Annotated in this window: 8 protein-coding genes, 2 tRNA genes and 2 rRNA genes; 5 read left to right on the forward strand and 7 right to left on the reverse strand. The window is 48.1% G+C overall.

Features of this window, described 5'->3' with window-relative positions; genetic code table 11:
• Positions 1 to 39: 39 nt before the first annotated feature.
• Together F905_RS14845 and F905_RS14850 are read right to left on the reverse strand one after the other, a co-directional pair.
• On the reverse strand, positions 40 to 963 hold the full coding sequence (locus F905_RS14845) for a mechanosensitive ion channel family protein (RefSeq protein ID WP_005182510.1): 924 nt from the start codon (positions 961 to 963) through the stop codon (positions 40 to 42).
• 9 nt (positions 964 to 972) lie between these two features.
• On the reverse strand, positions 973 to 1,776 hold the full coding sequence (locus tag F905_RS14850; protein ID WP_034598323.1) for a hypothetical protein: 804 nt from the start codon (positions 1,774 to 1,776) through the stop codon (positions 973 to 975).
• Positions 1,777 to 1,899: 123 nt separating this feature from the next.
• Here F905_RS14850 and gspE point away from each other — a divergent pair, with 123 nt between their 5' ends.
• Positions 1,900 to 3,387, forward strand: coding sequence for a type II secretion system ATPase GspE (gene gspE, locus F905_RS14855; RefSeq protein WP_005182516.1), 1,488 nt, complete (start codon positions 1,900 to 1,902; stop codon positions 3,385 to 3,387).
• Positions 3,388 to 3,424: 37 nt separating this feature from the next.
• Here the strand turns inward: gspE and F905_RS14860 are convergent, their stop codons facing one another.
• From F905_RS14860 to F905_RS14880, 5 genes are all read right to left on the reverse strand, one after another.
• The gene (locus F905_RS14860) at positions 3,425 to 3,814 is read right to left on the reverse strand and encodes a DUF4951 domain-containing protein (RefSeq protein ID WP_005182519.1); all 390 of its coding nucleotides are present in this window, start codon (positions 3,812 to 3,814) and stop codon (positions 3,425 to 3,427) included.
• 92 nt (positions 3,815 to 3,906) lie between these two features.
• Complete coding sequence (locus tag F905_RS14865) at positions 3,907 to 4,731, reverse strand: carbon-nitrogen hydrolase family protein (protein WP_005182522.1); 825 nt, start codon at positions 4,729 to 4,731, stop codon at positions 3,907 to 3,909.
• 24 nt (positions 4,732 to 4,755) lie between these two features.
• Complete coding sequence (gene gigB, locus F905_RS14870) at positions 4,756 to 5,277, reverse strand: anti-anti-sigma factor GigB (RefSeq protein WP_005182525.1); 522 nt, start codon at positions 5,275 to 5,277, stop codon at positions 4,756 to 4,758.
• Positions 5,278 to 5,391: 114 nt separating this feature from the next.
• Positions 5,392 to 6,360, reverse strand: a complete 969-nt coding sequence (gene gigA, locus F905_RS14875) for an RsbU family protein phosphatase GigA (protein WP_005182527.1) — start codon at positions 6,358 to 6,360, stop codon at positions 5,392 to 5,394.
• 105 nt (positions 6,361 to 6,465) lie between these two features.
• Positions 6,466 to 7,383, reverse strand: a complete 918-nt coding sequence (locus tag F905_RS14880) for an MlaA family lipoprotein (RefSeq protein WP_005182530.1) — start codon at positions 7,381 to 7,383, stop codon at positions 6,466 to 6,468.
• A 544-nt stretch (positions 7,384 to 7,927) separates the two neighbouring features.
• On the opposite strand from F905_RS14880, the gene F905_RS14885 reads away from it, so the two are divergent.
• The 4 genes from F905_RS14885 to F905_RS14900 form a co-directional block, all read left to right on the forward strand.
• Positions 7,928 to 9,465: ribosomal RNA gene (locus F905_RS14885) — 16S ribosomal RNA — on the forward strand.
• 158 nt (positions 9,466 to 9,623) lie between these two features.
• Positions 9,624 to 9,700: transfer RNA gene (locus F905_RS14890), tRNA-Ile, on the forward strand.
• A gap of 70 nt (positions 9,701 to 9,770) precedes the next feature.
• Positions 9,771 to 9,846 (forward strand) — tRNA-Ala (locus F905_RS14895).
• Positions 9,847 to 10,291: 445 nt separating this feature from the next.
• Positions 10,292 to 13,072 (forward strand): 23S ribosomal RNA (locus F905_RS14900); the annotation flags it as partial.

Genomic DNA, 13,072 nt, shown 5'->3' on the forward strand with positions numbered 1-13,072 from the left:
AAAGCCTTCTCTTGGTGGAGAAGGCTAATATTACAAAGTTTATTTTACATCCGGTTCACGTTTCAGGGCTTTTTCATTGGCATATTGATCAATCTCTGCATTTTCCAGCGGTCGGGACAGCGGATGATCGACAAAGCCCATTTTCGGTACCGGAATTTCAATCTGGTTATCGACAAAGCCATTACGAATCCGTTCCTGCATTTCATCACGCACTCGCAGGAAATTTTCCTGCTGGCACCAGATCGCAAATAACAGTTCAATTGAGGATTCTCGGAAGGCAGTTACTGTCACCGCAGGTTTCGGATCGGCCAGCACCAATGGATATTTATTGGCCACATCCAGCAGCACTTCACGCACCTTGATAATATCTTCATGGAAATTAATGGCCAGAGTAATTGGAATCCGCCGGATCGGGAATTTGGACAGGTTGTGTACTGGCGCCCGAATCAGCTGTTCGTTCGGTAAACGCACATACACGTTGTCCTGGGTGAGCAGTTTTACCGAGAGCAGGTCAATCGAAATCACTTCACCTTCTACGGTATGACCACGAATGAGGGTAATCTGGATGGTGTCACCCACTTCAAAGGAACCTTCACCAATCAGGAACAGACCGCTGATTAGGTTGGAAGCCGAAGTTTGTGACGCGAAACCCAACGCCACGGTTAAGATACCGGCTGCACCCAGGAAGACACTAAGTTTAAAGCCGGCTTCTTTCAGGCTGGCCATCACAAAAATCAGGAAAATAAAATAGAAAATCCCGCGACGCCAGACCAGACTCTGATGCGCATTAAAGCGTTTACCAATGGTGCGGATAAAGGCATTAGAGACAAAACGCGCCACCAGAAAGCCTAAGAAGCACAGCACCAGCGCCACCAGAATTTCAGTCAGGCGCTCGGTGTTGATATTGGTGAAAATCCCTTTCAGGCTATTGGTAATTTCTTTAGGGATATTGGAATCGGCCATGTCTACTCCCTAGAAGAATGAATCAAACATATTAAATAAGGCCCCTGCGGTTTCACGTGGCGGATGCACATAAATCACTTCACCGGCATGCGGTGGGGTGCGGTTTTCAATCCGTACCCGTGGCGGCCGGTCGGAACCTTCGTGCAAGACTTTAATCTGCGAGGTCCATAAACGTCCGGTACTTTCACTAAAAAATAGCGGTAGTGCCGGCACCGGTACATTCATCCGGTCAAAGCGCAATTGCTGGTTGCTGATATTATGAAACTCAATAGGCGTAATGGCACGAAAGGCGCGCGGGCGTAGCTGGTGCAGCTCGGTCCGGCCATCCACCGCGGTGGCATAACAGATTTCGCCATAACGGTGATTCGGTCCAAACCAGGTATCTTTGGGCAAAATCACCGGCAAATCAAAAATTGGCTCACGCTGGCCATCAACAAAACCAGCAATCCATAATGGGGTACTAATGTATAGCGTGCCGCGCTGGCCAGCCGGAATATAAATCGGATCGACTGGTTTAATCACCACCGACCGATCTGCCAGACGCGGCATCAGCTGGAGTTTGTTGGTGGTCGATTTGAACATGTAGCGTTCAATTTTCACCGGCTGCGGAAAGGAAAAATTCGGGTCATTGATGCGATGCCATTGCTGTTCATAGTCATACTGCACCTGCGGACGATGATATTCCAGACGCCACTCCTGCATGCCGCGTGTTAAACGAAACAGCAGGGAGCCAAATTGCCAGGCTTTGGGCTGATGCAGTTCAAACTCGTGTTCGCCCCACCATTTTAAATCGGGCAATTCATCATGATTCAGTAATTCATTCGGATGCGGCAAGGGCGTCTTCCTTTCAATTTAAAACCCTAAAAACAGACTTCACGCTGTCATAAGCTTAGAGTACACTCAAATGAGATTTTTTCATCATTATTATAATCGCTGATGCAAGTACTTAAACAATTACAAATCCCCTATAGTTTTGCAAAACGCCATGGCGTGCTGATTCGCTATGAGGGGGATCATGCTTTTATCGTGCGCCGTGAAAATACGCCGCTGCTGGCTATTCAGGAAGCACGCCGTTTTCTCGGGCATCCGGCCCAGTTCCAGTTATGTACCGATCAGGAATTTCATCAGCTGTTAAGCAGCAGTTTTGCCGGCGATACCGGGGAATCACAACAGGTTGCGGCAGGTCTGGAAGATCATCCAGATTTACTCAGTCTGGCCGACTCGGTACCTGAAGCCGAAGATTTAATGGACCAGGAAGATGATGCGCCCATTGTCCGGCTGATTAATGCACTGCTGTCCGAAGCCATTCGGGTCGGTGCGTCGGATATTCATATTGAATCGTTTGAAAAACGCTTATCGGTGCGTTTGCGGGTAGATGGACAATTACGTGAAATTGTACAGCCGCGTCGTGAGCTGGCGCCGTTACTGGTATCGCGGATTAAAGTCATGGCCAAACTGGATATTGCTGAAAAACGCATTCCGCAAGATGGCCGTATTTCGCTGCGACTGGCGGGCCGTGAAGTCGATGTGCGGGTATCGACCTTGCCATCTTCGCATGGTGAACGGGTGGTGATGCGTCTGCTGGATAAACAGGCCGGACGGCTGAACATGACCCATTTGGGCCTAATGCAAAATGATTATGACCGGCTAAAACAGCTGGTGCATCGTCCGCATGGCATTATTCTGGTGACCGGTCCAACTGGCTCGGGGAAAACCACCACCTTGTATGCAGCACTGTCGGACCTGAATGATGGCTCGAAAAATATTCTGACTGCTGAAGATCCGATTGAATATCAGCTGGAAGGGATTGGGCAGACTCAGGTCAACACCAAGGTCGATATGACTTTCGCCCGTGCTTTAAAAGCCATGTTGCGTCAGGACCCGGATGTGGTAATGGTCGGGGAAATCCGTGATCTGGAAACTGCAGAAATTGCAGTACAGGCTTCGCTGACTGGTCACCTGGTATTATCGACCTTGCACACCAATACTGCGATTGGCGCCGTAACCCGTTTAAAAGATATGGGCATTGAACCTTTCCTGCTGTCCAGTTCCCTGATTGGCGTGATTGCGCAGCGTCTGGTCCGAACCTTGTGCGCGCACTGTGCCACCTGGCATGATGCTGATGACTTTGAAAAAGAACTGTTTAAACCTGTCAGCAGCGCAGAGCTATTGCGCCTGCCAAAACCAAAAGGCTGTGAGCAGTGTGCGCATACCGGATTTACTGGTCGGACCGCCATTTATGAAATTGTGCCGGTAGATGATCACATGCGCCGCCTGATTCATGGCAATGCTGCAGAGTATGAACTGGAAAACTATGCGCGCCAGCAATCTGGTTCGATTCGTGAAGACGGTTTGCGTAAGGTGCTGGCCGGTAAAACCACAGTCGAAGAAGTGTTACGTGTCACCAATGAAGCGGCAGACTAGCAGAGCTATAGAGCCTGTTTAAAAAAATCGTCAGTCCCTACCACAGGCTGACGATTTTTTGCATTAAGAGGGCGCGTAAGGGTGCCGTCGGATTGCCGGGATTGCGCTGGCTTTCATGAGTATAAAATGCCAGCCAGGCCTGCACCATCTCCAGGGTTAAACCTTGAATTTGCATCTGATGCACATCGGCAGCTGTGATGGAATCTAAACGCGCTTGCGCACCTTCCGGGCCGCTGCCCCAGCCAATCAGTCCCTGTCCAAAGGCCGGAAGATTCATCTGATTCGGTGTGGCTGGAACCGGCAGACGTGCCATCTCCGGATTGACCTGAGAATAAACCACAGGACGCATTTTTTCAGAAATACTCAGCTCGGCCAAGGCCAGTGTCGAGCACAGCAGCCCCAGACTGGTGATCACGATTTTAAACATCAGGATAATTTGTTGTTGAAAATAAGAATCATTATTATATGTAAGTTGAAAGCTTACGTCGATAACAATATCAGCGAGATCAAGGGAAAGACTTAATAATTGACTAACACGCGATGCTGCATTAAAGGCATTGACTCGCGTACCTGTTGCTGTTCTTTCAGGTCAAATTCGACTGTAATCAGTTGCGCGCCTTCGTCCTGCACCATGGCCAGTAATTGTCCACGGGAATTAGTCGCACCAGAATGACCCCAGGTTTGACGTTTTTCGCCGTGCCAGCCTTGCTGGGCAGCACCTAAAACCTGACACTGACTGTCCATGGCACGTGCTTGTAGCAGCAGCTGCCAGTGCATCTGGCCAGTGGTGTAGGTAAAAGCAGAAGGTGCTGTCAGAAGATTGGCGCCTTGTGCACGCAGTTTTAGCGCCAGTTCCGGGAAACGTAGGTCATAGCAGACCATCAGGCCAATATTGCCAAATGGGGTTTTGGCCACCACAACGTCTTGGCCCGGTTCAAAGAATTTGGATTCCTGATAACCCCCGACGGCATCACCCACCTGTACATCAAACAGGTGAATCTTGTCATAACGGGCTTCGGTTTTTTCCGGACTGATACACAGGCTGACAGTACGTACCCGGCCATCTTCAATGACTGAACCATCCGGGCGGAATGGACACGGCAGGGTACCCGCCACCAGCCAGATTTGATGCTGATGGGCCAGTTGTTCCAGACGTTGTTGAATAGATTCAAACTGGGCTGCAGTTTCGCGCTGCTTGCCGGCAGCAAAACAGATAAAATTTTCAGGAAGAACCAGCAGTTCACTGCCGGCGGCTTTACTCTGCTGAATCAGCTGCTCGACTGTGTTGAAATTGGCTTCAATATCATTTTGCGAGTTCATCTGTGCAACAGAAACGAAAGTCATGCAGGCATTCTCCCAAACTGAAAATTATACGTTTTGCTGATTAGACACCTGTTCCAAGTTGTCCTGTTCTTTTTGTAGCTGTTTGACCAGGGGTTCAAACATATTCTGGTTGCTGTCGTTGAGTTTCATCAGGGTTTTATGGGCATCCAGTACGGTCGACAGCATATTGCTATGCGTCACATGCTCTTCAATCAGGGCACGGGTGCAGACACTCGGATCGCCACAGTAATTCAGAATCACAAACACCTGCCCCAAGCCCATGCTATTGGCCAGTGTGGTGATGTCCGGATTGGTCGACAGCATAACCGCCTGAATCTGATGTACCTGTTTGAGTTTTAGCCCGAGTTTTGCTAAAACACCCAAAACAGTACTGTCAATAAATGTGGTTTGAGTTAAATCGACAATGGCGCCGACCACATTGGTTTGCTGTTCAATTTTACTGAGTAGTTTGTCTAAACTGATACAAGATTGGGCACGCACTTCGCCGATCAGCTTGAAAATATGCGTTCCATCCAAACTTGCGTATTCAACATGACCTGTTGACATATAAATGCCATTTGCAGAGAAGGATAAATAAAATTATCCCATAGGGACACCACAGACTCAAGTGTCTGCTATGGACATAAGTCTAAGGATGGTTTTAAGTGGTTGATTAAGTGATTAATTCAGTCGGCACAAACTGAGGATGGCAATATCGTCGGCCACGTGTTCTGGCGCTTTAAAGGACTGATTCTGCAAGTGATAGACCAGTTGTTCAAACTGTTCATTGAGTCCACCAACATAGGGTTCCAGCGCACCATCTGAACAGATAATAAAGCGCGCCTGACGTGACAGCACGCATTCATATTCTTCTACTTCCAGGTCTTCGGTCAGGCCCAACGGGAAGCTGCTGGTGTTTAAGATTTTCGGTGGCTGATTTGGCTCAAAGATAATCGCAGGCGGATAATGTCCGGCACTGGACCAGCGCAGCTGATGGGTTTCCAGGTTTAAAATCCCGCTAATCATGGTGATATGCTTTTCAATATTTTCCTGTACCAGCATCCCGTTCAGTTTTTTCAGTAACTCGCGCGGGGTTTTGGAGCGGCCATGAAAAGCCGCCATCCATGAGGTTAATAAACTGCTGGTTACCCCATGTCCGGACACATCGGCCAGATAAAAAATCAGCTCTTTATCGCTAATTTTCCAGTAATCGAACCAGTCGCCAGATAAATAGGCGGAAGGTTGAAACAGGGTTTCAATTTTATAATTGACCAGTTCAATCGGATTCGGCAGCAAACGTTTTTGTAATTCCGCAGCCGAGGGTAAATCACGACTGTCCTGGTTGCGTTTATATTGTGCATCAATTTTAAGCAGGGCCTGCTGCGGTTCTGCTGGCAGTTTGCTCCAGATCCAGCCGGCCAGAGCGCCTTGTTCCCAGGCTTGCGATAGGGCCAGCCCTTCATCTTCAAAGCCCAAAACAATGGTCGGTAAATTCCAGCGATGGGTTAAATAATCCTGCACATCGGCAATGGCAATGATGGTCTGATCATATAGGTCGATGTCATCTATGCGAATCATTTGCACACTGGGCAGTGTGTCAATCACCTGATCTAGATAGGGAATATCACGTGTGGGCTGAATGAAATACATAAATGTAGAATATAATCCTATGCGCTTTAGGGGATAGATGTACTATAACAATCAATGAATTACTAGGGGGAAGTTGAACTTCCCGCCAGAAAGAAGTATTACAAATTATTCAGTGAGCGGTGCAACTGAATCAAAGTTTTCTTCATCTTCGATGTAGTCGTCTTCGACATCTTCAATAAATGAAATGCTCTCGGCCTCTAAGCCTTTTTTCTCGGCAATTTCAAAGTTTTTACGCTGCAGGTAAATATCACGAATAGCGGCATAGCGATCTCCTTGTAACACCTGTTCTACATCCAGAATCTGGGAACGGGCATCAATGCCGCGTAAAGCCTGCTCGGTCCAGTACAGTCCATCATGATCTTCTAGAATGTATTTTTGTGGACGGGCCTGACTGTCAACCAGACGGCCAAAACCATCACGGAAGGTACTTGGGCCAATAATCGGCAAAACCAGATACGGGCCAGACGGCACCCCGAAATAGCCTAAAGTGGTGCCAAAATCTTCATCTTCGGTTTCCATTCCCAAACGACGGGCCGGATCAGCCAGACCTAAAGTGGTGATGGTATTTACAGTAAAACGGCCCAGCGTTTTTGCTGCTCTGAGCGGACGGCCCTGAATCAGCTGGTTTACTGCATTCCATGGTTCACCCAGGTTTTTACGGAAGTTACGATAAGAACCACGCACATCGCCAGGAACTTTTTCTGTATATTGCACAGCCAGCGGACGGGCGATATTGCGGTCTAACACATCATTTAAGGCATAGACCTGACGGTTTAAAGGTTGTAGTGGATCTTTAACACTTTCCGGTTGTGCGGCATTGGCATTCACTTTCAAATCTTGTGCTTTAATATTTTTCAGCTCTTTTAAGGATTCAAAGCGTGAAGGGGCTTTGCTGGTTGCTGCAGATGAGTCTGCTTCTGCTGTGGTGCGGGTAGAACTGTCTACTGCAGATTCATTGGCAAAAGCAGGGGAGGCCATCCCTAAAGTCAGCAGGCTAATCCATACATATTGTTGTTGACGCATAAAAGATCCTAGTGCTTTGAATACTGAAAGCAAAAAAGAGAAAGCAGGGTCATTCGACCCAGCGCACATTTTAAGAGAGTATTTAAACACTTTTGGCCGAAATTTATAGCTAAAAAAGGTAAAATGAATAAAAAATAATCGGATGATTAAATTTTTTTATCAAAGGGCTTGCAAGCGTAAATATTTCGCCTATAATGCACATCCATCGGCGGTGATGTTGATAAAAACTTGTTGATAAACAAGGATTTAGCTAAAATGGTTGAATTCTGGTTTAGGTGGTAAGTTTAGAAATAAAATCAATATTGCATGTTGACTTTCTAAAAATAGAGAGCAATATAGCCGACCTAGCTTGATGCTGACGAAGCATCGAGAAGATCATTAAGAGATTATGAAGAACAACTTGTGTGGATTTTTACTGGTTGATTGATCGAAATTATTTTCATTGATTGATTGGTTTAAATTACTCGAAGTTTATTTGAGCGAATTTAAGTCAGTAATTGATGAGCCAGATTTGGTCACTTCGAATAAAGTGACAAAATGATTTTAACTGAAGAGTTTGATCATGGCTCAGATTGAACGCTGGCGGCAGGCTTAACACATGCAAGTCGAGCGGGGATAGGGTGCTTGCACCTGATTCCTAGCGGCGGACGGGTGAGTAAAGCTTAGGAATCTGCCTATTAGTGGGGGACAACATTCCGAAAGGGATGCTAATACCGCATACGCCCTACGGGGGAAAGCAGGGGATCTTCGGACCTTGCGCTAATAGATGAGCCTAAGTCGGATTAGCTAGTTGGTGGGGTAAAGGCCTACCAAGGCGACGATCTGTAGCGGGTCTGAGAGGATGATCCGCCACACTGGGACTGAGACACGGCCCAGACTCCTACGGGAGGCAGCAGTGGGGAATATTGGACAATGGGGGGAACCCTGATCCAGCCATGCCGCGTGTGTGAAGAAGGCCTTTTGGTTGTAAAGCACTTTAAGCGAGGAGGAGGCGCTCTAGGATAATACCCTAGATGCGTGGACGTTACTCGCAGAATAAGCACCGGCTAACTCTGTGCCAGCAGCCGCGGTAATACAGAGGGTGCGAGCGTTAATCGGATTTACTGGGCGTAAAGCGCGCGTAGGTGGCTAATTAAGTCAAATGTGAAATCCCCGAGCTTAACTTGGGAATTGCATTCGATACTGGTTAGCTAGAGTATGGGAGAGGATGGTAGAATTCCAGGTGTAGCGGTGAAATGCGTAGAGATCTGGAGGAATACCGATGGCGAAGGCAGCCATCTGGCCTAATACTGACACTGAGGTGCGAAAGCATGGGGAGCAAACAGGATTAGATACCCTGGTAGTCCATGCCGTAAACGATGTCTACTAGCCGTTGGGGCCTTTGAGGCTTTAGTGGCGCAGCTAACGCGATAAGTAGACCGCCTGGGGAGTACGGTCGCAAGACTAAAACTCAAATGAATTGACGGGGGCCCGCACAAGCGGTGGAGCATGTGGTTTAATTCGATGCAACGCGAAGAACCTTACCTGGCCTTGACATACAGAGAACTTTCCAGAGATGGATTGGTGCCTTCGGGAACTCTGATACAGGTGCTGCATGGCTGTCGTCAGCTCGTGTCGTGAGATGTTGGGTTAAGTCCCGCAACGAGCGCAACCCTTTTCCTTACTTGCCAGCATTTCGGATGGGAACTTTAAGGATACTGCCAGTGACAAACTGGAGGAAGGCGGGGACGACGTCAAGTCATCATGGCCCTTACGGCCAGGGCTACACACGTGCTACAATGGTCGGTACAAAGGGTTGCTACACAGCGATGTGATGCTAATCTCAAAAAGCCGATCGTAGTCCGGATTGGAGTCTGCAACTCGACTCCATGAAGTCGGAATCGCTAGTAATCGCGGATCAGAATGCCGCGGTGAATACGTTCCCGGGCCTTGTACACACCGCCCGTCACACCATGGGAGTTTGTTGCACCAGAAGTAGGTAGTCTAACCTTAGGGAGGACGCTTACCACGGTGTGGCCGATGACTGGGGTGAAGTCGTAACAAGGTAGCCGTAGGGGAACCTGCGGCTGGATCACCTCCTTAACGAAAGATTGACGATTAGTAAGAATCCACAACAAGTTGTTCTTCATGACGATGTGTCTTAAAAGATAATTCGAGGTTTTCGAATTGGATTGAGTAGCAGATACTACGCACTGCGTTTGTCTTGCGAAAAATACAAAGCGATGCTTTGATTTTTCTCAGGGTCTGTAGCTCAGTTGGTTAGAGCACACGCTTGATAAGCGTGGGGTCACAAGTTCAAGTCTTGTCAGACCCACCATGACTTTGACCTAGATTGAATAAATCAAGTTACAGGAATTGAAGATACATCGAATCACAGATGATAAGCTGGGGACTTAGCTTAGTTGGTAGAGCGCCTGCTTTGCACGCAGGAGGTCAGGAGTTCGACTCTCCTAGTCTCCACCAAATTTCAAGATTAGAAAAACAACGTTTTTCCTTGAAATTTAAGCAAACAGCTATGCTGTGCGCAGGCACACATATACTGAAGCTTTAAGCTAAAGATTACAGAATTTAGTAAGTATAAGCTTATTAAGTTCTGTGATTTATCACAGTTGACTGCAGTCCGACGAGGATGCAGTAAATCATTAACAGATTGGCAAAATTGAGTCTGAAATAAATTGTTCACTCAATCAATATACGTTAACGCGTTGTTATGACGGGTTGATGAACGTAGATTGAATTGAGAACTAGCAAATTAACTGAATCAAGCGTTTTGGTATATGAATTTAGATTGAAGCTGTACGGTGCTTAAGTGCACGAGACTTCGAACTGTAGATTAAATAGATAATTGATTATTTATTTAATTGTCTTAATCCTACTTGTAGGGATTAACGACTGTTTGGGGTTGTATAGTCAAGTAATTAAGTGCATGTGGTGGATGCCTTGGCAGTCAGAGGCGAAGAAAGACGTGATAGCCTGCGAAAAGCTCCGGGGAGGCGGCAAATATCCTTTGATCCGGAGATGTCTGAATGGGGAAACCCACTTACCATAAGGTAGGTATCAATACATGAATACATAGTGTATTGAGGCGAACGAGGGGAAGTGAAACATCTCAGTACCCTTAGGAAAAGAAATCAATTGAGATTCCCTCAGTAGCGGCGAGCGAAAGGGGAACAGCCCATTAAGTTATGTGTGTTTTAGTGGAATGCTCTGGGAAGTGCAACCATAGTGGGTGATAGTCCTGTACACGAAAGGGCACACATAATGATGACGAGTAGGGCGAGGCACGTGAAACCTTGTCTGAATATGGGGGGACCATCCTCCAAGGCTAAATACTCCTGACTGACCGATAGTGAACCAGTACCGTGAGGGAAAGGCGAAAAGAACCCCTGTGAGGGGAGTGAAATAGATCCTGAAACCGCATGCATACAAGCAGTGGGAGCAACTTTGTTATGTGACTGCGTACCTTTTGTATAATGGGTCAGCGACTTACATTCAGTAGCAAGGTTAACCGCATAGGGGAGCCGTAGGGAAACCGAGTCTTAATAGGGCGTATAGTTGCTGGGTGTAGACCCGAAACCAGGCGATCTATCCATGAGCAGGTTGAAGGTTGGGTAACACTAACTGGAGGACCGAACCCACTGTCGTTGAAAAGCCAGGGGATGACTTGTGGATAGGGGTGAAAGGCTAATCAAGCCTGGTGATAGCTGGTTCTCCCCGAAAGCTATTTAGGTAGCGCCTCGGACGAATACCATTGGGGGTAGAGCACTGTTTCGGCTAGGGGGTCATCCCGACTTACCAAACCGATGCAAACTCCGAATACCGATGAGTACTATCCGGGAGACAGACTGCGGGTGCTAACGTCCGTAGTCAAGAGGAAAACAATCCAGACCGCCAGCTAAGGCCCCAAAATCATAGTTAAGTGGGAAACGATGTGGGAAGGCATAGACAGCTAGGAGGTTGGCTTAGAAGCAGCCACCCTTTAAAGAAAGCGTAATAGCTCACTAGTCGAGTCGGCCTGCGCGGAAGATGTAACGGGGCTAAAACTATGTGCCGAAGCTGCGGATGTATACATTGTATACGTGGTAGGGGAGCGTTCTGTAAGCCGATGAAGGTGGATTGAGAAGTCTGCTGGAGGTATCAGAAGTGCGAATGCTGACGTGAGTAACGACAAAACGGGTGAAAAACCCGTTCGCTGAAAGACCAAGGGTTCCAGTCCAACGTTAATCGGGGCTGGGTGAGTCGACCCCTAAGGCGAGGCCGAGAGGCGTAGTCGATGGGAAATTGGTTAATATTCCAATACTTCAGTGTAATGCGATGAGAGGACGGAGAAGGTTAAGTCAGCCTGGCGTTGGTTGTCCAGGTGGAAGGCTGTAGGCATGCATCTTAGGCAAATCCGGGGTGCTCTATGCTGAGAGCTGATAGCAAGCTAGTTTACTAGCGAAGTGGCTGATACCATGCTTCCAGGAAAAGTCTCTAAGCTTCAGTTACACTGGAATCGTACCCGAAACCGACACAGGTGGTCAGGTCGAGTAGACCAAAGCGCTTGAGAGAACTCTGCTGAAGGAACTAGGCAAAATGGTACCGTAACTTCGGGAGAAGGTACGCTGTTGACGGTGATGGGACTTGCTCCCTGAGCGGTTGATAGCCGCAGAAACCAGGCCGCTGCAACTGTTTATTAAAAACATAGCACTCTGCAAACACGAAAGTGGACGTATAGGGTGTGATGCCTGCCCGGTGCTGGAAGGTTAATTGATGGGGTTAGCGTAAGCGAAGCTCTTGATCGAAGCCCCAGTAAACGGCGGCCGTAACTATAACGGTCCTAAGGTAGCGAAATTCCTTGTCGGGTAAGTTCCGACCTGCACGAATGGCATAATGATGGCGGCGCTGTCTCCAGCAGAGGCTCAGTGAAATCGAAATCGCTGTGAAGATGCAGTGTACCCGCGGCTAGACGGAAAGACCCCGTGAACCTTTACTGCAGCTTGACATTGAACTTTGACCTTACTTGTGTAGGATAGGTGGGAGGCTTTGAAGTTGGAACGCCAGTTCCAATGGAGCCGTCCTTGAAATACCACCCTGGTAATGTTGAGGTTCTAACTCTGTCCCGTGATCCGGGACGAGGACCATGTCTGGTGGGTAGTTTGACTGGGGCGGTCTCCTCCTAAAGAGTAACGGAGGAGTACGAAGGTGCGCTCAGCGTGGTCGGAAATCACGCGTAGAGTATAAAGGCAAAAGCGCGCTTAACTGCGAGACCCACAAGTCGAGCAGGTACGAAAGTAGGTCTTAGTGATCCGGTGGTTCTGTATGGAAGGGCCATCGCTCAACGGATAAAAGGTACTCTGGGGATAACAGGCTGATACCGCCCAAGAGTTCATATCGACGGCGGTGTTTGGCACCTCGATGTCGGCTCATCTCATCCTGGGGCTGAAGCAGGTCCCAAGGGTATGGCTGTTCGCCATTTAAAGAGGTACGCGAGCTGGGTTTAGAACGTCGTGAGACAGTTCGGTCCCTATCTACCGTGGGCGCTGGAAATTTGAGAGGATCTGCTCCTAGTACGAGAGGACCAGAGTGGACGAACCTCTGGTGTACCGGTTGTGACGCCAGTCGCATCGCCGGGTAGCTATGTTCGGAAGGGATAACCGCTGAAAGCATCTAAGCGGGAAGCCTACCTCAAGATAAGATTTCCCTAGGA

It is taken from the genome of Acinetobacter sp. CIP 53.82 (genome assembly GCF_000369465.1).
Lineage (GTDB): Bacteria > Pseudomonadota > Gammaproteobacteria > Pseudomonadales > Moraxellaceae > Acinetobacter > Acinetobacter indicus.

What these genes read in the sequence shown, in the direction of transcription:
- F905_RS14860 (WP_005182519.1), bottom strand. Translation starts at nt 3,814, where the DNA reads ATGTTTAAAATCGTGATCACCAGTCTGGGGCTGCTGTGCTCGACACTG.
- gigA (WP_005182527.1), bottom strand. Translation starts at nt 6,360, where the DNA reads ATGTATTTCATTCAGCCCACACGTGATATTCCCTATCTAGATCAGGTG.
- gigB (WP_005182525.1), bottom strand. Translation starts at nt 5,277, where the DNA reads ATGTCAACAGGTCATGTTGAATACGCAAGTTTGGATGGAACGCATATT.
- gspE (WP_005182516.1), top strand. Translation starts at nt 1,900, where the DNA reads ATGCAAGTACTTAAACAATTACAAATCCCCTATAGTTTTGCAAAACGC.
- F905_RS14880 (WP_005182530.1), bottom strand. Translation starts at nt 7,383, where the DNA reads ATGCGTCAACAACAATATGTATGGATTAGCCTGCTGACTTTAGGGATG.
- F905_RS14845 (WP_005182510.1), bottom strand. Translation starts at nt 963, where the DNA reads ATGGCCGATTCCAATATCCCTAAAGAAATTACCAATAGCCTGAAAGGG.
- F905_RS14865 (WP_005182522.1), bottom strand. Translation starts at nt 4,731, where the DNA reads ATGACTTTCGTTTCTGTTGCACAGATGAACTCGCAAAATGATATTGAA.